Raw genomic sequence first — 21,334 nt, forward strand, 5'->3', positions numbered from 1 at the left:
TGTCGTTCCGTCGGCGCGCCCCCTTTTACGCACCTTTCTCACCGCCTGACAGGCGATGGCCCCGCACGATGGGAGTGTCATGTCACGGGTTCTTCCTGGTGACGCATTACCGGTTCACGACCTCATTGGCATCGGCTTCGGACCGTCCAATGTGGCCATGGCGATCGCGATCGGTGAGCACAACGCACGCACCGGAGGGCCGGAGGCGATCAGCGCTCACTTCTTCGAGCAGCAGCCGCGCTTCGGCTGGCACCGTGGCATGCTGATCGACGACGCGACCATGCAGGTGTCCTTCCTCAAGGACCTGGTGACGCTGCGGAACCCGTCCAGTGAGTACAGCTTCCTCTGCTATCTGCAGAGCAAGGGCCGGTTGATCGACTTCATCAACCACAAGAACCTCTTCCCGCTGCGCGTGGAGTTCCACGACTACTTCGAGTGGGCCGCGGCCAAGGTCGGGGACATGGTCTCCTACGGCCACGAGGTGGTCGGCGTCGCGCCCGTCGTCCGGGACGGAGCGGTGGAGTACCTGGACGTGACGGTCCGTTCGGGGGAGGGGCTGGAGGTCCACCGGGCCCGCAACCTCGTCATCGGCACCGGGCTGCGTCCCCTCATGCCGGAGGGCGTGGAGCGCGGCGACCGCGTCTGGCACACCTCCGAACTCCTGGCCAAGGCCGATGGGTTGGAGGACACCTCGCCCTCCCGGTTCGTCGTCGTGGGCGCCGGGCAGAGCGCCGCCGAGAACGTGGCCTATCTGCACCGCCGCTTCCCCGGGGCCGAGGTGTGCGCGGTCTTCTCCCGCTACGGCTACAGCCCCGCCGACGACAGCGGTTTCGCCAACCGGATCTTCGATCCCGGGGCGGTCGACGACTACTTCGCGGCGCCCGACGACGTCAAGCGGCGGCTGATGGACTACCACGGCAACACCAACTACTCCGTGGTGGACATCGACCTGATCGACGACCTGTACCGGCAGAGTTACCAGGAGAAGGTGCTGGGCGCCGAGCGGCTGCGCTTCCTCAACGTCTCCCGGCTCACCGACGTCAAGGAGACCCCCGCCCAGGTACGGGCCACCGTGACGTCCCTGGTCACCGGCGAGGAGACGCTGCTGGACGCGGACGTCGTGGTCTTCGCCACCGGCTACAGCCCCGTCGACCCTCTCGGCCTCCTCGGCGAAGTCGCGGACAGCTGCCTGCGTGACGACGAGGGCCGGGTCCGCGTGGAGCGGGATTACCGCATAGCGACCGACCCCGGTCTGCGCTGTGGTATCTATCTGCAGGGCGGCACGGAGCATACGCACGGCATCACGTCGTCCCTGCTGTCCAACACCGCGATCAGGGTCGGCGAGATCCTGGACTCGCTCCTCGACCGGGGCGCCGGAGCCGCGTCGGCCGAGGCCCGGCCGGTCGCCGACGGAGTCGGCAGCACCGCGCGCTAGTGCGTCACCGGTGGAACAAGGGCCACCGGCAGAACAAGGGATGACGTACTGAGATATGAGCACGACTGCGGTTGAGCGCCCCGTGGCCAGGGGCGTAACGAAGGCCCGTCGGCGGCGGGTTGTGGGGCTCGGCACGCTCGTGGCGGTCCTGGTGGCCGTGGCGGCGGTGTCGCTGGCCGTCGGTGCGCGCGCGCTGAGCCCCGCCGAGGTGTGGCACGGGCTGTTCGCGGGGCCGGAGCCCGATCAGCGGCTCACCGAGATCAGGCTCATCGTGCGGACCGTGCGGGTGCCCCGGACGGTGCTCGCGATCGTGGCGGGCATCGCGCTGGGGGTCGGCGGTGCGCTGATCCAGGGGTACACCCGGAACCCGATCGCCGACACGGGCCTGCTGGGGGTGAACGCCGGTGCCTCGTTCGCCGTGGTGTCGGTGATCGCCGTGTTCGGGTTCGAGAACCCGTTCCAGTACGTCTGGTTCGGCTTCCTCGGCGCGGCGATCGCGGGTGTCGTGGTGTTCGGGCTGGCGAGCCTCGGCCGGGGCGCGGGCAATCCGCTGACGCTCGCCCTGGCCGGGCAGGGCATCACCGTGTTCCTCGCGGCGATGACGAAGGCGATCGCGCTGTCGGACCAGAAGTCGCTGAACGCGCTGCGGTTCTGGGACGCGGGCTCGGTGGCCGGGGTGGGATTCGACGTCATCTGGCCGGTGACCGCGTTCATCGCCGTCGGGCTGGTGCTGGCGGTGACCACGCTGCCCGCCATGAACCTGCTCAACCTGGGGGATGACGTGGCGCGGGGGCTGGGCGTGAACATCGCGCTGAGCCGGACCGTGGGCATCGTCGCCATCACCCTGCTGGCGGGCGCGGCGACGGCGGCGTGCGGCCCCATCGCGTTCCTCGGGCTCATGGTGGCCCACATCGCCCGCTATCTGACCGGGCCGGACTACCGCTGGCTGGTGCCGTACGCGGGGCTGCTCGGGGCCGTCGTCCTCCTCGTCTGCGACATCGTGGGCCGCCTGGTGGTGCGGCCGGGCGAGCTGGACGCGGGTGTGCTCGTGGCTCTCCTCGGTGCCCCGTTCTTCGCGGTTCTGGTGTGGCTCGGAAAGTTCAAGACGGCATGAGCGGAACAGATGTGAGAACGGACGCGAGAGCGGATGTGAAGCGCTCGGTGGCGCCGGGCGTGCGGCTCGGCCAGGTGTCGTTCGTGTGGCGGCCCTGGCTGGTCTGCGTGACGCTGCTGCTGGCGGCGGCGGTCTTCCTGGTGTTCTGCCTGTCCATCGGCGTGGGGGAGTTCCCCATCGGGCTGCCCCAGGTGGTCAGGACGATCCTCGGCCGGGGAGAGCGGGTCGACGAGTTCGTCATCATGGATCTGCGGATGCCGCGCGCCCTGGCCGGGCTCGTCGTGGGGATCGCGCTGGGGGTGTCCGGGGCGCTGACGCAGTCCATCGCGCGCAACCCGCTGGCCAGCCCGGACATCCTGGGGATCACCGGCGGCGCCGGGGCGGTCTCGGTGTTCCTGGTGACGGTGTCGGGCGGGGCGTCCGCGGCGATCGAAGGCGCCGTGGGCCTGTCGGCGGCGGCGCTCGTGGGCGGGCTCGGCACGGGTCTGCTGGTGTACTTCCTGGCGTGGCGGCGCGGGATCGACGGCTTCCGGCTCATCCTCATCGGCATCTCGGTGAGCGCCGTGATGGAGGCGATCACGACGTGGCTGCTGGTCACCGCCGACATCAAGGACGTGGCCCGGGCCCAGGCGTGGCTGGTCGGCTCGCTGGACAACCGGTCGTGGGACGAGGTCAATACGGCGCTGTGGTGCACTCTCGCCCTGCTGGCCGTCGTGTCCTGTGTGGCGTTCCAGTTCAAGCCGATGCACCTGGGCGACGACGTCGCCGCGGGCCTGGGCGTCCGGTACTCGCTGGTGCGGGCCGTCCTGCTGCTGTGCGCGGTGCTGCTGGCCGGTGTGGCGGTGAGCGCGGCGGGGCCGGTGCCGTTCGTCGCGCTGGTGGCGCCGCAGGTGGCGATGCGTCTCGCGCGGTGCCCGACACCGCCGTTGGCGGCCTCCGGCCTGGTGGGGGCGCTGCTGCTGATCGGCGCGGATCTGGTCGCGCGCACGGCCCTGCCGATCACGCTCCCGGTCGGCGTGGTCACCGCCGCGATCGGCGGCCCCTTCCTCGTCTATCTGCTGGTACGGGCCAACCTGAAATAAGTGGCCCCCATAGATGCCTCGGATAGGTGGTAGAAGAAGTTTGGCACACGTGAATACAGGGGGGCTTGTGAGCGCCGAGCGCAGCACCGAGATCGAGTCCGGGGCCCAGAGCCCCGCACGGCTGGCGGCCAGGAGCGTCACCGTCGGGTACGGCGGACGGAGCGTCATCGACGGCCTGGACGTGGCGATTCCGCCGGGCGTGATCACCACGATCATCGGGCCCAACGGCTGTGGGAAGTCAACGCTTCTGCGCACCCTGACCCGGCTGCTCAAACCGGCCAGCGGGAGCGTCGTACTGGACGGCGAGGACATCGCGCGGCTCAGGACCCGGGACGTGGCGAAGAAGCTGGGCCTGCTGCCGCAGGCACCGGTCGCACCGGAGGGGCTGACGGTGGCCGACCTGGTGGCCAGGGGGCGCCATCCGCACCAGAGCTGGCTGCGGCAGTGGTCGTCGGACGACGCCGGGGTGGTGGAACGCGCGCTGGCCATGACCGGGGTGGCGGATCTGGCCGACCGCCCGGTGGACTCGCTGTCCGGCGGGCAGCGGCAGCGCGTCTGGATCTCGATGACCCTGGCCCAGGGCACCGATCTGCTGCTCCTCGACGAGCCGACCACCTACCTGGACCTGGCGCACGCGATCGATGTGCTCGACCTGGTCGACGACCTGCACGAATCGGGCCGCACCGTGGTCATGGTGCTGCACGACCTCAACCTGGCCACCCGCTACAGCGACAACCTCATCGTGATGCGGGAGGGCTCGATCCTGGCGCAGGGACATCCGCGTGACGTGATCACCGCCGAGCTGCTGGACGAGGCGTTCGGGCTGCGTGCCGCGGTCGTTGACGACCCGGTGGGCGACCGGCCGCTCATCGTGCCGATCGGCCGGGCCCATGTGCGGCCGGAGCAGGTTCCTGCCAAGGAATGTTGCAAGTAAGGCTAGGCTAGCCTCACTTGCTCAGGATAAAGTTTGCCTGCCCTGAAACAAGGGGCGTAACGGACAGCGCGACAGCAAGGGATTCCGGATGCTCCTCGATCGAACGACGCGTATGGCGCCAAGACGGCGGTTAGTCGCGGCACTCTCCGCGGCGGCCCTCGGCGTCGGCCTCCTCGCCGGATGTGGTTCCGACTCGTCGGACAAGACGAACGACGACGCCCCGGCCGCGGCGTCCGGCGCGTTCCCGGTCACCGTGGAGCACGCGTTCGGATCCACGAAGGTCACCGAAGCCCCCAAGCGGGTCGTCTCCGTGGGCTACACGGACGACCAGGCCATGCTGGCGCTCGGCGTCAAGCCGGTCGGCATGGTCGACCAGTACCCGAACCCCCCGGGCAAGAAGCCCGACATCAACACCCAGTGGCCCTGGGTGAAGGACAAGTGGGGCGACACCCGCCCCGAGGTCGTCATGAAGAACGGCGACTCAGGCCCCGACTTCGAGAAGATCGCCGCCCTGCGGCCGGATCTGATCGTGGCGGTGTACTCCGAGATCGACAAGGCCGCGTACGACAAGCTCTCCAAGATCGCCCCGACCGTGGGCCGCACCAAGGGCGAGAAGGAGCCCTTCAGCGCCCCGTGGCAGGACAACGCCGTGCAGATCGCCAAGGCGCTCGGCAAGGAGGACGAGGGCACCAAGCTGGTGCAGGGCGTCCAGGACAAGCTCGACGCGGCCAAGAAGGCGCACCCCAAGTTCGCGGACCAGAAAGCCGTCGCGCTGTCCTGGTACGAGAAGTCGGTGGCGCCGTTCACCTCCACCGATGTGCGCGGACGCTTGGTGACGGGCATCGGCTTCACGTATCAGACCGAGATCGACAAGATCGCGGACGGGAAGTTCTACACCGCCCTGTCCCCCGAGCGCGTCGACCTGGTCGACGTCGACCGTATCTTCGTCGTCAACGACAAGGCGGACCAGGAAGCGCTGAAGAAGTTCAAGCTGTTCGCCAACCTGGACGCGGTGAAGCAGGGCAAGGTGTCGTACCTGCTGGACAGTGAGGGCCCGGCGGTCGGCGCGGCCATGTCCCAGGGCACCCTGCTGTCCCTGCCGTACGCGATCGACGAACTCGTCAAGTCGGCCGGTTAGGTGTGAGCATCACCGAAGCGCGCACCGCCCAGGCCACCCTGCGCACCGCGACCGGACGCGTGGCCACCCGATGGGTCGTGGCGCACTGCCGCGAGGTGCCGTGGCTGTCGGCCGCCACCGTGCTCACCACGGTGGCCGGGGCGGCGCTCCAGGTGCTCCCGGTGCTTCTGCTCGGTCAGGTGGTCGACGGGGTGGCCGGGGGCGAACCGCGCTCGGCCCTGGTCACCATCGGCGTGCTGATGGGAGCCGCCGCGCTGCTCGGCGCGGCGGCCACCGCGGCGTCGACCTATCTGATCGGGCGGCTGGGCGCGGATCTCCTCGCCCGGCTGCGCGAAGGCGCCGTCCGCGCGGTGCTGGGGATGCCGAGCGCACGTATCGAGCAGGTCGGCCGGGGCGATGTGCTGTCCAGGGTCGGCGACGATGTGGCCGTGCTGTCCAAGGGCATCCGTACGGCCGTCCCCACCGTGTTCTCGGCGGGCGTGCTGGTCGTCATCGCCACGGTCGGCATGTTCGGTCTTGACTGGCGGCTCGGCCTCGCGGGCGCGGGTGCGCTGCCCGCGTACGCGCTGGCCCTGCGCTGGTATCTGCCCCGGTCCGCGCCGCTCTACCAGAAGCAGCGGGCGGCCCAGGCCGACCGCGCGCAGGCGCTCATCAGCGGCCTGAACGGCATCGACACGGTCCGGGCCTACCGTCTGGAGGGCGCCTTCCGCGACAAGGTCACCAGCGAGTCGTGGCGGGTGCGCAACTTCGGCATCGAGGTGTTCCGGTTCTTCGGCCGGTTCGTCGGCCGGGAGAACCGCGCCGAGTTCATCGGCCTGGTCCTGATCATCGTGGTGGGGTACGCCCTGCTGGAGGCCGACGCCGCCACCCTGGGCGAGGTGTCGTCCGCCCCGCTGATGTTCCACCGGCTGTTCACCCCGCTGGGCTCCATCATGTTCACCTTCGACGAGGCGCAGAAGTCGGGCGCGAGCCTGACCCGGCTGGTCGGGGTGCTCGGCGAGGCCGCGGAGGACCGGCTGGTGGGCGACGCCCCGGCCGTCGCCCCGGCGGACACCGTGCCGTACCCGGTGACGGTGGAGGGGCTGACGTATCGCTACCCCGACGCCGAGGGCCCGGTCCTGCGGGACGTCAGCCTGACCATCCCGGCGGGCGGTTCGCTCGCGCTGGTGGGGGCCACGGGCGCGGGCAAGACGACCCTGGCCGCGCTGATCGCGGGCATCGGGACCCCGGAGGCGGGTTCGGTGCGCATCGGGCCGACCGACCTGGCCGGGCTGGACGAGGCCGGGGCGCGGGCGCTGGTGTCCATCCTGACGCAGGACACCCATGTGTTCTCCGGTCCGCTCGCCGACGACCTGCGGCTCGCCGCGCCGGAGGCGACCGACGCCGAGCTGCGGGACGCGCTGCGCACGGTCGGCGCCGAGGGGTGGGTCGACGCGCTGCCCGAGGGCCCGCACACCATGGTCGGCGAGGGCGGCGAGCGCCTGGACGTCACCAAGGTGGCCCAGATCGCCCTGGCCCGGCTGGTGCTGAGCCGGTCGCCGGTGGTGGTGCTCGACGAGTCGACCGCGGAGGCGGGCAGCGAGGGTGCCGCCGAGCTGGACCGTGCCGTGGTGGCCGCGTGTGCGGGCCGGACCACGCTGTTCGTGGCCCACCGGCTGACCCAGGCGATGGCGGCGGACCGGATCGCCGTGCTGGACGCGGGACGGGTGGTGGAGCAGGGGACACACGAGGAGCTGGTGGCCCTGGGCGGCCGCTACGCGCGACTGTGGCGGGCCTGGCGAGAAGGCAGCTAGGCGCGCCCGGTTTCAGGTGAGGTCTTCATGACGTGGAAGGAAAGCTGAGTCTTCGATGATGGATCCGAGCGCTCGTCGCGTCCTGCTCTCTCCCGCACGTGTCGCCGACGTACGTCGCCGCACCGGTGAGTTCTCCGATCGGACCATCGCCGGAGCGTGCGCCATCGGGCTGTCCTACTGGGCGACGGGCCACAGCCCCGACGGCATCGACCTCACCCCCGCCACCCTGTTCGCCGACGTCCTCGCGTGGGTCGACAACGGCGGTTCGGGACCGGAGAGTTGGGCGGTCGGCGCGGACGGCCGGAGCATCACCGTCCCGGAGGGTGTCGTACGGGCCGACGCGCAGCTCGCGCTGGACGACCTGGCCGACTTCCCGGACCGGCCGCTCGGCACCATCGGCCCGTCCAGCGTGGCGGCGAGGCTCGACGCCCTGGCCGAGTGGAACGACAACACCGCGCAGCGGGTCCGCCCGACCATCGTGGAGATGTTCCACGAACAGGCGCGGACCAGGCCGGACGCCATCGCCATCGTGGACGAGCACCGGTCGCTGACCTACCGTGAGGCGGCCGAGAAGGCCGCTCAGCTCGCCCACCATCTGCTGGAGCGCGGACTCCGCCCCGAACAGGTCGTCGGCATCTCCCTCGGCCGCTCCGCCGACATGGTGATCGGGCTGCTCGGTGTGGTGCAGGCGGGGTGCGCGTTCGTACCGCTCGATCCGCAGTGGCCCGCCGCGCGCCGGGCCGTCGTCATCGCCGACGCGCAGGTCGTGGCCCAGCTCAACGACACGGGCGAGCACGACCCGGAGGAGCCGGACGCCGTGGCCGTTTCCCTCGGCGACTGGCGCTTCGGCGGCTACCCCACCGAGGGCCCCGGGGTCGCCGTCCCCGGCGACGCCCTGGCGTACGTGATCTTCACGTCCGGTTCGACCGGGCGGCCCAAGGGCGCGATGATCCGCCATGAGGCGATCAGCGAGCGCCTGTTGTGGCAGGTCGACGAGATCCTGGGCTTCGGCCACGACGACGCGTCCCTGTTCAAGGCGCCGCTGTCGTTCGACATCTCCATCAACGAGATCTTCCTGCCGCTGGTGTCCGGCGGCAGACTGGTGGTCCTGCGCCCGGGTGGCGAACGCGACCCGCACCATCTGCTGAGCGTGATCGCCGAGCAGCGCGTCACCTTCACCTACCTGGTGTCCTCCATGCTGGACGTGCTGCTGGAGATGGCGGGCGACTCCGGGCGGCTGGACAGCCTGCGCCATGTGTGGTGCGGCGGCGAGGTGCTGACCCCGGAGCTGTACGAGCGGTTCCGCACCCGGCTCGACATCCCGCTGTACCACGGCTACGGCCCCGCCGAGACGACGATCGGTGTCTCGCACGTCATCTACCGGGGCGCGGCGGAACGCCTGTCGACGTCCATCGGCAAGGCCAACCCCAACACCCAGCTGTACGTGCTGGACGACGAACTGCGCCCGGTCCCGGTCGGCGTCGGCGGCGAACTGTACGCGGGCGGCTTCCTCCTGGGCCGCGGCTACATCAACGCGCCCGGCCTGACGGCGTCCCGGTTCGTGGCCAACCCCTTCGCCGGGGACGGCTCCCGGCTGTACCGCACCGGTGACCTGGCGCGATTCGCCCCGGACGGGTCGCTGGACTTCCTCGGCCGGGCCGACAACCAGGTCAAGATCCGTGGCATGCGGCTGGAGATCGAGGACGTCGAGGTCGGTCTCGCCGAGCACCCCCGCGTGCGGCACACCTGCGTCGTCGCGAAGAAGAACACGGCGGGCGGCACCTATCTGGTGGGGTACGTGATCCCGGCGGCCGGGAGCGAGGACCTGCGCGCGGACGAGGTCACGGCGTGGGCCGCCGCGCACATGGTGGAGTACATGGTGCCCGCCCACATCGTCGTCATGGAGGAGTTCCCGCTCACCGCGAACGGCAAGCTCGACCGCCGCGCGCTGCCGGAACCCGTGATCGGGACGGGCGCGCTCACCCCGCCCGCCACCGAGAACGAGCGCGTGGTGTGCGCGGCGGTCGCCAAGGTGCTGCGGCTGGACGAGGTCGGTGTCGACCAGGACTTCTTCCAGCTCGGCGGGGACAGCCTGCTGGCGATCTCGCTGCTGAGCGCGGTGCGCGACGCGGGACTGCACCTCACGGCCCGGCAGATCTTCACCCACAGCACCGTGGGGGCGCTGGCGGCGGTGGCGCTCGTTGCGGACACCGCCACCGTGGACCGGGAGGATGTCGCGACCGGCACGGTCGTGGGATCGCCCATCGTGCAGTGGCTCGGCGACACCACGGACGCGATTCGTGGCTTCGTGCAGTCGGTCGTGCTGAACACCCCGGCGGACCTGACCGCCGACGCCCTCGACGCGATCCTCACCGCCGTGGTCCGGCGCCACGACATGCTGCGCGCCACGCTGGTGCGCGGCGACCGCTGGAGCTTCGCCATCCCGGAGGCGGACCGGGCCACGGCATCGTGGCAGGAGAGCGACCGGCCGCTGGAGGAGTGCGTCGCGCTCGCCACCGACGGACTGGACCCGGCGGGCGGTGTGATGCTGCGCGCCGTCTGGCGGCGCGAGCCACGGCAGCTGGTCATGGTCGTCCACCATGTGGTGGTCGACGGCGTGTCCTGGCGCGTCCTGATGGACGACCTGGCCACCGGGTGGCGGCAGCTCGCCTCGGGCGAGCCGATCGCGCTGCCCCCGGTGGGCACGTCGTTCCGGCGCTGGACGCAGCTGCTGGAACACACGGCGTTCGAGGCGGACCGTGGCTACTTCCAGCGCCCCCTGCCGGGCGCGGACGCACCCGTGGGCAGGCGCGCCCTGTCCGCGGCCGACACCGTAGCGCGGGAGCGGGTACGGACCGTGTCGGTCGGCCCCGAGGTCACGGCCGCGCTGCTCGGCGAGATCCCCGCGAAGTTCCACGCGGGTGTGAACGACGTGCTGCTGACCGCGCTCGCCGTCACCCTCGTCCGGTGGCGCCGCGACCTCGGACAGGACCAGACGTTCGCCCACATCGAACTCGAAGGCCACGGCCGCGAGGGGCGGTTCGTGGCGGACACCGCCGGTTTTGAACCGGAGCTGTCGCGGACCGTGGGCTGGTTCACCACCCTGTTCCCGGTGACCGTGGACCCCGGCGCGGCGGCCGACTTCACCGCGCCCGGGTATCTGGCCGCCGCGCTCAAGGCGGTCAAGGACGACCTCGCCCGAGTGCCGGGCAACGGCGTGTCCTACGGCGCCCTGCGGTATCTGCGCGGCGCCGAGTTCGACGCGCCCGCACCGCAGGTGTTGTTCAACTACCTCGGCCGCTTCGAGGCGGGCGCCTCCGGCGACTGGCAACTCACGGGCTCCACCGGACAGTTGGGCGAGAAGCGCGACCCGGGGATGCGCCTGCCGCGCGCCCTGGAGTTCAACGCGATCACCGAACCCGCCTCGTCCGGCGCGTACGAACTGGTCACCACCCTGTCCTGGCCCGACGGGATGTTCACCGACGAGGACATCGCGACGATCGGCGGGTACTTCCGCGAGACCCTGGCCGGGCTGGCCGCGCTCGACCAGGGCGGCCACTCGCCCAGTGACTTCGGCCCGGTGCCGCTCACCCAGGCCGACGTCGACGCCCTGGACGGCCCGGCGCTGCGCGACATCCTGCCGCTGACCCCGCTGCAGGAGGGCCTGTACTTCCACTCGGTCTTCGACGGCGACTCGGCGGGCGCGTACGTCGAGCAGCAGCTGCTGACCCTGGACGGCGAGGTGGACACCGACCGGCTCGCGGCGGCGGCCACCCGGCTGCTCACCCTGTACCCGAACCTGGCGGCCCGGTTCACGGCCCTCGCCGACGGCCGCGTGGTCTCCGTACTGGAGCGCGGAGTGGAGGCGCCCTTCACCGCGCTGGACCGCCCCGGCATCACCGACGACGAGATCCGCGCCCTGGCCGAGCGGGACCGCCGCGCCGGATTCGACCTGGCCACCGGCCCGCTGATGCGGTACACGCTCGTCCGTGGCGGCCCCGGCAGGGACGTCCTGGTGCAGACCGTGCACCACATCATCGCCGATGGCTGGTCGGTGCCGCCGATGCTCCGCGCGCTGCTGGCCGAATACCACGCGCCGGGGACCGTGCACCCGCTCGGCGGCTTCCCCGACTACGTACGACAGCTCGCCGGACGCGATGACGACGAGAGCGACCGGGTGTGGCGCGAACAGCTCGCAGAGCTGCCCGGACCCTCGCTGGTCGCCGAGGGCCACACCCCCTCCGACCGGTTCGCCGACACCGCCGTGGAGCCGGGGGAGGACATCGACGCGGCCGCCCGGTCGGCCGGTGTGCCGCTGAGCGTGGCCGTGCACAGCGCCTGGGCCGTGACCCTGGGCTCCATCCTGCACGGCCGGGACGTGGTGTTCGGCTCCACGGTGTCCGGGCGGGACGCGGAGGTGCCCGGCATCGAGGACATGGTGGGGCTGTTCATCAACACCATCCCCGTGCGCGCCCGCTGGGCCGGTGCCACCACGGCCGCTGACCTGCTCGCCTCGGTGCGGGAACACCAGAGCGCGGTGCTGCCGCACCAGCATGTCTCGCTGGCCCGGATCGGTCGGCAGACCGGCGCGGGCACGCTGTTCGACACCCTGGTGGTGTTCGACGTGGCGACCGATGTGGCCGCGCTGCGACGGCCCGGCGACACCCTCTCCATCACCGGCATCGTCAACGAGGGCGCCCCGCACTACCCGCTGACGCTGGTGGTCGAGCGCGCGCTCGACGGCCGCCCCCGCTTCAACCTGATCTACGACGGCGAGCTGCTGCGCGAGGCAACCGCCCAGGCGATCCTGCACACGTTCACCCGGACCCTCACCGGCCTGCTGACCCGGCCGGACGCCCCGATCGACGACCTGGCGCCGCAGGGCACCCGGCATCCCGAGCGGATCGCCGAGACGACCCTGGGCGGACTGTTCGACACCGCCGCGCGCCGCGACCCGGCGGCCACCGCCGTCACCCAGTGCGGTCTCGACGGCGGCACCCGGTCCCTGACTTACGGCGAACTCGCGGACGCGAAGGACGAGCTGGCCGCTGTCCTGCGTGGGGCCGGGGTAGGTCCGGGCCAGCGGGTCGCCGTCGCCGTCCCGCGCTCCCTCGAACAGGTCGTCGCCCTGGTCGCGATCGTCAGCGCGGGTGGCGCGTACGTACCGCTGGACCTGGCGTACCCGGACGAACGGCTGGAGTACATCCTCGCCGACGCCGCTCCGCAGGTCGTCCTCGTGGAGCGGGAGCAGCGCGAGCGCTTCACCCGGCTGCTGGACCGGGCCGGTGTGCAAGCCCGTGTGCTGGTGCGGGAGGACGAGCGGCCACCGGCCACCACCGAGCCCGGGCCGGAAGCCACCTGGCACGACCCCGCGTACGTGATCTACACGTCCGGGTCGACCGGCAGGCCCAAGGGCGTCGTCGTTCCGCACTCCAGCGTGGTGACACTGCTCGCGAACACCCGGCCCGACATGGGCTTCGGCCCGCACGACGTCTGGGTCCAGTTCCACTCCTTCTCCTTCGACTTCGCCGTCTGGGAGCTGTGGGGCGCGCTGGCGCACGGTGGCGAGCTGCTGGTGCCGGAGTACGGGCTGACCCGCTCGCCCGTCGACTTCCACCGGCTGGTCCGGGAGCGTGGAGTGACCGTGCTCAACCAGACCCCGTCGGCGTTCTACCAGTTCATCGAGGCCGACCGGCATGCCGGTGAGCCGTTGCCCGCGCTGCGCCGGATCATCTTCGGCGGCGAGGCGCTGGACCTGGAGCGGCTGCGCGGCTGGGTGGAGCGGCATGGCACCGGATCGCCCGAGCTGGTCAACATGTACGGCATCACCGAGACCACCGTCCATGTCACCCACCGGGTGCTGACCGACGAGGACTTCGGCCCCGGCCACGACGTCAGCCCGATCGGCGGCCCGATCCCCGGACTGGTCACCTATCTGCTCGACGACCGGCTCCGGCCGGTGCCACCGGGCCGGGAGGGCGCCATCTACGTCGCGGGCGATCAGGTGTCGCTGGGCTATCTGGGCAGGCCGGGGCTGACTGCGGGCCGGTTCGTGGCGGACCCGTTCGCGGGCGACGGCTCCCGCATGTACCACACGGGCGACCTCGCCATCCGTACCCTCGACGGGGAGCTGGAGTTCACCGGCCGCGCCGACGATCAGATTCAACTCAAGGGTTTCCGTGTCGAGTTGGGCGAGGTGGAGGCCGCCGTCCGGGAACTCGACGGTGTGGTCGATGTGGCCGTCACCGTGGCGGACACCGGCGACCACCTCGTCGCACACATCGTGGGCCGGGTGCCGGGTGACTTCGCCGCGTCGCTGTCCACGAAGCTGCCGGTGCACATGGTGCCGGGCCGGGTGCTGCCGGTCGACGCCCTGCCGCTGACGGTCAACGGCAAGCTGGACCGCAAGGCCCTGATCCAGAGCGCCGCCGCCCAGGACGACACTCCGGCCGCGATGAGCGATTCCGCGCTCGCCGCGCTGGTCGGCATCTTCGCGGACACGCTGCCCGGATCCGCCGTGGACGCCGACACCGACTTCTTCCGGGCCGGGGGCGACAGCATCGTCGCCATCACGGTGATCAACCGGGCCAGGGCGCTCGGCCTGCCGATCGCGCCACGCGACGTGTTCCTCTTCCGGACACCGCGCGCGCTCGCCGAACACCTTGGGACGCGCACGCCGACAGCCGAAGCGCCCGCCTCCGTCCGCCGCGAGGACGGCCCGCTGACACCGACGCCGATCATCCTGCGCCAGCGCGAACTGGGCGGATCACTTGCCCGGTTCGCCCAGGCCAGGACGCTGATAGCGCCCGAGGGCGCCGGGTTCGCCGACGCCCAGCGCGCCGCGAACGCCGTGGTGGCCGCGCATCCCGCCCTGCGGCTGCGGCTGCGCGTCGAGCACGGGGTGTGGGCCCCGCGTACCGAGCCCGCCCGCGAGGTCACCGTCGAGACGCCGGACACCACCGATGCCACGGCGGCGGCGAACGAGGCCGCAGGGCGGCTCGATCCCGAGGCCGGGGACGTGGCCGCGTTCTCGTGGCTGGAGGCGAGCCGGACCCTGGTGGTCACCGTGCACCATCTCACCGTCGACTCGGTGTCCTGGCTGATCCTGCTGGACGACCTGGCCACCGCCCTGCGCGGGGAGCCCCTGCCGCCGCCGACCACGTCGTACGCCGAGTACGCCGAAGCACTCGCGACGCAGTCCGCTCACGCCATCGACGACCTCGGACACTGGATCACCACGCTGCGGGCGCCCGAACTCCTGCCGACCATGGGCGAGTTGCGCGGAACCACGGTCGTGCTCGCGCCCGAGGTGAGCGACCGGGTGACCCGTACCGCGCCCGCCGCGCTCGGCGTCGGTCTCACCGAGCTGCTGTGCGGCGCGCTGCGCACCGCGCTGACCCGCGTCCAGCCCATGCCCACCGATCTGGCGATCGAGCTGGAGCGGCACGGCCGGGTCCCGGCGCTGGAACACCACGACTACACCCGCACGGTCGGCTGGTTCACCTCCATCGCGCCCGTACGGCTCACCGCGCACACCGACCCCGTCGCGGCGGCGCGCGAGGTGGCCGAACGCCAGCCGGACGAGCGCGCACACGTCGGCTACGGGCAGCTCAGATACCTCAACCCGCAGACGGCGCCCCTGCTCGACTCCCGCCCGCAGGTGCTGTTCAACTACCTCGGCCGGGGCGGCGAGTCCCACGCGCCGCGCGTCACCGGCGGCGATCAGGGCAGCCCGTACGCGGTCGAGGTCAACGCGTGGACCGACGCGGCCACCGGAAGCCTGCACACGGAGTTCATCCTCGCCGAGGGCATCCCGGACGAGATCACCGAGCACTGGCGGAGCGCACTGGAACACCTCGCGGACGCCTCTGCGACGGCCGAGCGCACCGCGCCCGTGACCCCGCTCCAGCGAGGGCTGTTCTTCCAGGCCCAGCTGGCGGGCCCGGCCGGACACTATGTCGCGCAGAGCTGGTTCACCTTCGACCGGCGCCTGGACACCGACGCGCTGGCCGAGGCGATGGCGTACGTGATCGCGCGCTACCCGGGCGTGGCCGCCGGATTCGCCACCGACGACGACGGAAACCCGGTCCAGGTCCTGGGCGCGGGGCGGCGGGTCGATGTCCGTACGGTGTCCCTCGCCACGGACGCCGAGGTCGACGCCCTGCGCGTACGGGACCGCGACACCGGATTCGATCCGGGTGAGCCGCCGCTGATCCGGATGACCGTGGTGCGGCTGCCCGACGACCGCGACGGGCTGCTGCTCAGCTACCACCTGCTGCTGTGGGACGGCTGGTCCCGCGAGATCGTGCTGCGGGAACTCTTCGACGCCTACGCGGCCGTCCTCGCGGGCGAGTTGCCCGCACCGGTCCCGGCCACGCCGAGCTTCGAGGACCACGCCCGGGCGCTCGGCGCCCGCGACGCGGCCGTATCGGAGCGCTTCTGGGCGGAGCACCTGGCCGGTGTCCCCGGCCCGACGCTGCTCGCCGGACCGGCCCCGTCCCTCGTGGACGACCTGCCGCGCACCCTCGTGCACCCGCTGTCCGCCGAGCTGTCGGACCTGCTGCGGGACGCGGCCAGGGCGCACGGTGTCACGCTGAACTCGGTGCTGACCGGCGCGTTCGGCCTGCTGCTGGGCGCCCGTACGGGCCGTAGCGACGCCGTGTTCGGCGTGACCGTCTCGGGCCGGGAGGGCGAGGGGCTGGACGGCATCGTCGGTGTGCTGCTCAACACCGTGCCCCAGTGGACGCGGGCCCGGCCGGACGACACGGTCGGCGCGTATCTGTCGGCCGTCCAGGCGGCCAGGGTCGAGGCGATGGAGCACGAGCATCTGGGGCTCGGTGAGATCCAGCGGGCCAGCGGGCACCACACCCTGTTCGACAACCTGTTCGTGCTGCAGAACTTCCTCGACATGGACGCGTTCGCCGAGATGAACGCCCGGCACGGCATCACCTCCGTGAAGGCCGACGACTCCACCCACTATCCGTTCACCTGGGTCGTCACGCCCGGCGACCGGCTCACGGTCAAGCTGGAGTACCGCGACCACGACACCGCGCACGCCCGCCGTCTCCTGGACGACTACCTGAGCGTCCTCGAAGACGTGGCCCGCTCGACCGGACCGGTCGGCGCGCTGCGCGGCCTGGGGCCGTGGCCCTCGCGGGAGGCGCGTACGGACGTCGGTACGGACACCGTGGTCGACCGCTTCGACCAGGCGGCGGACCGCGACCCGCAGCGGGTGGCGCTCGTCGCCGATGGTTCGACCATGACCTTCGCGGGGCTACGGGACCGCAGCCGCGCGGTGGCGGGTGTGCTCGCCGAGCGTGGCATCGGCCCGGAGACGACCGTGGGGCTCGCGATACCGCGCTCCCTCGACTCGATCGTGGCGCTGTTCGCCGTGCTGCGCGTCGGCGCCGCGTACGTACCGCTGGAGCTGGACCACCCGGACGAGCGGATCGCCGCGATCGTCGCGGACGCCCGCCCTGATGTGATCCTCACGGTCAGCGCGGTGTCGCCCCGGCTCACCGGCGACCTGATCGAGCTGGACCGTCCGCTTCCCGACGCCGAGCCATATGTGACGTTCGCGCCGGACGACCCGGACCGGCTGCGGCACCCCGCGTACACGATCTACACCTCCGGATCGACCGGGAAGCCCAAGGGCGTGGTGACCGAGTACGCCGGGCTCACCAACATGCTGATCAACCATCAGCGCCGGATCTTCGAACCGGTGCTCGCGGCCCACGGCCACCGCACCTTCCGGATCGCGCACACCGTGTCGTTCGCCTTCGACATGTCGTGGGAGGAGCTGCTGTGGCTCGCCGACGGCCACGAGGTGCACATCTGCGACGAGGAACTGCGCCGCGACGCGCCCCGGCTGGTCGAGTACTGCCTCGAACACGGCATCGACGTCATCAACGTGACCCCGACCTACGCACAGCAGCTGGTGGCCGAGGGCCTGCTCGACAACCCGGCACGGCGCCCGGCGCTGGTGCTGCTCGGCGGCGAGGCCGTCACCCCGACGCTCTGGCAGCGGCTCGCCGAGACCGAGGGCACGGTCGGCTACAACCTCTACGGACCCACCGAGTACACCATCAACACCCTCGGCGTCGGCACCTTCGAATGCCAGGACCCGGTGGTCGGGGTGGCGATCGACAACACCGATGTCTACGTACTGGACCCGTGGCTGCGGCCGCTGCCGGACGGAGTCCCCGGTGAGCTGTACGTAGCGGGCATCGGCATCGCGCGCGGCTATCTCGGCCAGCCCGGCCAGACGGCGCACCGCTTCGTCGCCTGCCCGTTCGGCGCGCCCGGCGAGCGCATGTACCGCACCGGGGACCTGGTGATCCGGCGCCCCGACGGCAACCTGATGTACCTGGGCCGCACCGATCAGCAGGTCAAGATCCGGGGCCACCGGGTCGAACTGGGCGAGGTGGAGGCCGTGTTCGCGGCGCACCCGGCGGTGCGCTTCGTCGCCGCCGTCGCCCAGCCCGACCCGCAGGTCGACGGCGCGTACCGGCTGGCCGCCTACCTGGTGCTGGAGGGCGCGGAGCTGGCGGCGGTGGCGGCCGAAGTGGGCGCCGGGCTGCCGGACTTCCTGCGCCCCACGCACTACGCCCAGGTCGACAGCATCCCGCTGACCGTGAACGGGAAGGCTGACACCAAGGCGCTGCCGGAGGCCAAGCCGCTCGGCGCGCTGACCACGGCGGGGGAGCGGGGGCCCGAGACCGAGACCGAGACCGTGGTGTGCGAGTTCTTCGCCGAGGCACTGGACCTGGACGACGACGAGGTGAGCGCGGTGAGCGACTTCGTGTCCCTGGGAGGGCACTCCATGCTGGCGGTGCGGCTGATCGGGCTGCTCCGCCGAGAGTACGGTCCTGTGATCACGATCCGTGATCTGTTCACCCTGCGAACCCCGGAAGCGATGGCCCGCCACCTCGATGACAACGCACCGCGATGACCACTCCTGACACGCAGCGGCCCCGACCGGGGTCCGACATCCTCCGGACCGCCCTGCGCCGCAACAAGGGCGCCATGGCCTGGGGCACCGTCCTCATGGGCCTGTACCAGGCGGGTGAGACGGCCTTCCCCATCGCGCTCGGCCTCATCGTCGAGCACACCATGCGGGACCGGAGCCTCGGCGCGCTCGGCCTGTCGATCGCCGCGCTGGCGGTGATCATCACGACGGTGTCGCTGTCGTGGCGGTTCGGGATGCGCGTCCTGCAGAAGGCCAACACGACCGAGGCACACCGCTGGCGGGTGAAGGTCGCGGCCTGCGGCCTCCAGCCGGTGGCCAGGGACGTCGACCTGAAGTCCGGCGAGGTGCTGACCATCGCCACCGAGGACGCCGACCAGACCGCCGACATCATCGAGGTGGTGCCGCTGCTGGTCAGCTCGCTGGTCGCGGTGCTGGTCGCGGCGGTCGCGCTGGGCCTGGCCGACATACGGCTCGGGCTGCTGGTGATCGTGGGCACCGTCGCGATCCTGTCGGCCTTAAGCGTGCTGTCCAAGCGGATCGGGTCCAGCACCCGCGAACAGCAGGCCCGGGTGGCGCGGGCGGGCGCGAAGGTCGCCGACCTGATCACCGGCCTGCGCCCGCTGCACGGCTTCGGCGGCAACTCCGCCGCGTTCCGGTCCTACCGCGAGGTCAGCACGGAGGCCAAACACCAGGCGGTCACCGTCGCCAAGGTGAACGGCGTGTACGCGGGCACCGCGCTGGCCCTCAACGCGGTCCTCGCCGCCGCCGTGACCCTGACGGCGGGCTCGCTGGCCTGGAGCGGCAGCATCAACATCGGGGAACTCGTCATGGCCGTGGGGCTGGCGCAGTTCATCATGGAACCGCTGAAGCTGTTCTCGGAGATGCCGAAGTACGTGATGATGGCGCGCGCGTCGGCCGAGCGGATGGCGCTGGTGCTGGCCGCGCCGCCGGTGGCGGCCCCGGGCCCGGAGCGCCCGGCCACCGGTGGCGGCCTGGAGATCGACTGCGTCCGGTACGGGACCCTGCGCGAGCTGAAGTTCCAGGTGGCCGCGGGCGAGTTCGTGGCCATCGCCGCCTACCAGCCGCGCGCGGCGGCCGATCTGGCGTCGGTCCTGGCCGTGAACGTCCCGCCCGGCGCGTACGAGGGAGCGGTGCGGGTCGGCGGGCAGGAGCTGGCGGACCTGGCGGTCGAGGCGGTCCGCGGGCACCTGCTGGTCAACCCGTACGACGGGGAGATCTTCGCGGGCACCCTCCGGACGAACATCGACCCCTCGGGCACCAGCCGGATGATCCCCGAGGCCGTCGAGGCGTCCATGCTGACCGATGTCGTCGCCCTCCACCGCGCGGGCCTCGACTACGGCGTCCGCGACCGTGGCGCGAACCTCTCCGGGGGACAGCGCCAACGGCTGTCCCTGGCCCGGGCGCTGGCCGCCGACACCGACGTCCTCGTGCTGCACGACCCGACGACGGCCGTCGACGCGGTCACCGAGCAGCTCATCGCGCGCAACGTCGCGAAGCTGCGCCGGGACCGCACCACCATCGTGATCACCAGCAGCCCGGCCCTGCTGGACGCCGCCGACCGTGTTCTCGTCCTGGACGACGGCGTCATCACCGCCGAGGACACCCACCGCAACCTCCTCGCCACCGACGAGGGTTACTGCTCGGCGGTGGCGCGGTGATGCGTTGAGCCCGGTGGGCTGGGTCAGGCGAGGGCCCAGGCGACATCCCTGAGCAGGGCGTGCCGCCAGCCCGCCCGGTCGTGGCCGGACGCCGACCGCGCGACCCGTACGGTCGCGCCGGTCCGTACCGCCAGGGTCTCGGTCAGCTCGCAGTGGGGGAGCATGCTGGTCTCGTGTTCCCCCACGTCGAACGCGACCCGCAGGCCGGACAGATCGGGGCGCTCCCGCAGCCGTGCGGCGATGGCGCCGCCGACCGGGCCGCCCAGCGGGTCCGGCAGGTCCAGCGCGCCGGGTGTCCACCAGAACGACCCCGACTGACAGGCGACGCGGGACACCAGCTCCGGGAACTCCAGCGCCGCGTACACCGCGCTCAGCCCGCCCAGGCTCTGCCCGGCGACCACCAGCCGGTCGAGGTCGGCGGGCACGCCGGACTCCGCCACCAGCGGCAGCAGTTCGTCCCGGACCGCCTCCCACAGCTCGGGCGCGCACCCGAACTCGGCCTCCCGGTCCTTGACCGGAACGAAGACGAGCGTGACGGCGGGCATCTCGCCACTGGCGGCGGCCGAGTCGAACGCGGTCATGGCCGGGTGCAGATACAGCCAGTCGTCCCCGTCGAGCAGCAGGACCGCGGGCCCGCCGCCGCCGACCGGGTGGACGCGCACGGTGCGCCGCCCGCCGAGCCGTTCGCTGTTCCAGCGGATCCGGGTGCGCGGGACGGGCAGTACGTCAGCGGCGCCGATGACGGGCCAGTGCGGCTGGGCCGGGGCGTCCGGGGTGGCGGCGATGGACCGGTCGCCACCGGCACCGACCGGGTTGAACGGGTCGGCGTGGGCCTCGTCGTCCGCGAGGAACTGGTAGGTGACCCGCAGCCGCGCGGGCATGCGCACCTCGGCGTACCAGCAGTCCGTATCGGCCCACTGGCGCAGGGGCACCGGCTCCGACCAGCTCTCGAAGCCGATGGTCGCCGGGGACCCGCGCCACAGGAACAGGGTCACCCAGCCGCCGTCGCCGTCGGGTATCGACGCGGGCGCCTCCGCCTCCGCCGCAGCCCAGAACTCCTCGGTGCCCGGCGTGCCGGACAGTCCGAACTCCACGAAGGCGGTTTCCCTGCCGGTCGCGCCCAGGCGCATGAACGTCTCCTTGTGAGAGGGGAGGGACACGGATAAGCTCCTGTCAATTAGGCGAGCCTA

Annotated in this window: 9 protein-coding genes; 8 read left to right on the forward strand and 1 reads right to left on the reverse strand. The window is 71.8% G+C overall.

Annotated features, from left to right (window positions below):
* The first annotated feature begins 79 nt into the window (after positions 1 to 79).
* The 8 genes from ACWC5C_RS21310 (at position 80) to ACWC5C_RS21345 (ending at position 20,144) form a co-directional block, all read left to right on the forward strand.
* The gene (locus ACWC5C_RS21310; protein WP_450877445.1) at positions 80 to 1,435 is read left to right on the forward strand and encodes a lysine N(6)-hydroxylase/L-ornithine N(5)-oxygenase family protein; all 1,356 of its coding nucleotides are present in this window, start codon (positions 80 to 82) and stop codon (positions 1,433 to 1,435) included.
* Between the two features lie 55 nt (positions 1,436 to 1,490).
* Positions 1,491 to 2,549: a FecCD family ABC transporter permease gene (locus tag ACWC5C_RS21315; RefSeq protein ID WP_450877447.1), complete on the forward strand. Its 1,059-nt coding sequence runs from the start codon at positions 1,491 to 1,493 to the stop codon at positions 2,547 to 2,549.
* Positions 2,546 to 3,631, forward strand: a complete 1,086-nt coding sequence (locus tag ACWC5C_RS21320; protein ID WP_450877449.1) for a FecCD family ABC transporter permease — start codon at positions 2,546 to 2,548, stop codon at positions 3,629 to 3,631. The genes ACWC5C_RS21315 and ACWC5C_RS21320 overlap by 4 nt, the downstream gene beginning before the upstream one ends.
* A gap of 67 nt (positions 3,632 to 3,698) precedes the next feature.
* The gene (locus tag ACWC5C_RS21325; protein WP_450877451.1) at positions 3,699 to 4,565 is read left to right on the forward strand and encodes an ABC transporter ATP-binding protein; all 867 of its coding nucleotides are present in this window, start codon (positions 3,699 to 3,701) and stop codon (positions 4,563 to 4,565) included.
* 88 nt (positions 4,566 to 4,653) lie between these two features.
* Positions 4,654 to 5,703 (forward strand): iron-siderophore ABC transporter substrate-binding protein, encoded by a 1,050-nt coding sequence (locus tag ACWC5C_RS21330; RefSeq protein WP_450877453.1) that lies wholly within the window; start codon positions 4,654 to 4,656, stop codon positions 5,701 to 5,703.
* A 2-nt stretch (positions 5,704 to 5,705) separates the two neighbouring features.
* On the forward strand, positions 5,706 to 7,496 hold the full coding sequence (locus tag ACWC5C_RS21335; RefSeq protein WP_450877455.1) for an ABC transporter ATP-binding protein: 1,791 nt from the start codon (positions 5,706 to 5,708) through the stop codon (positions 7,494 to 7,496).
* Positions 7,497 to 7,551: 55 nt separating this feature from the next.
* Positions 7,552 to 18,447: an amino acid adenylation domain-containing protein gene (locus ACWC5C_RS21340; RefSeq protein ID WP_450877457.1), complete on the forward strand. Its 10,896-nt coding sequence runs from the start codon at positions 7,552 to 7,554 to the stop codon at positions 18,445 to 18,447.
* Positions 18,444 to 20,144, forward strand: a complete 1,701-nt coding sequence (locus ACWC5C_RS21345) for an ABC transporter transmembrane domain-containing protein (protein WP_450877459.1) — start codon at positions 18,444 to 18,446, stop codon at positions 20,142 to 20,144. The genes ACWC5C_RS21340 and ACWC5C_RS21345 overlap by 4 nt, the downstream gene beginning before the upstream one ends.
* Before the next feature lie 23 nt (positions 20,145 to 20,167).
* Here ACWC5C_RS21345 and ACWC5C_RS21350 read toward each other — a convergent pair whose 3' ends face one another.
* Positions 20,168 to 21,274: an alpha/beta hydrolase-fold protein gene (locus ACWC5C_RS21350; RefSeq protein WP_450877854.1), complete on the reverse strand. Its 1,107-nt coding sequence runs from the start codon at positions 21,272 to 21,274 to the stop codon at positions 20,168 to 20,170.
* Between the last annotated feature and the right edge of the window lie 60 nt (positions 21,275 to 21,334).

Source organism: Streptomyces sp. NPDC001700 (assembly GCF_053596435.1).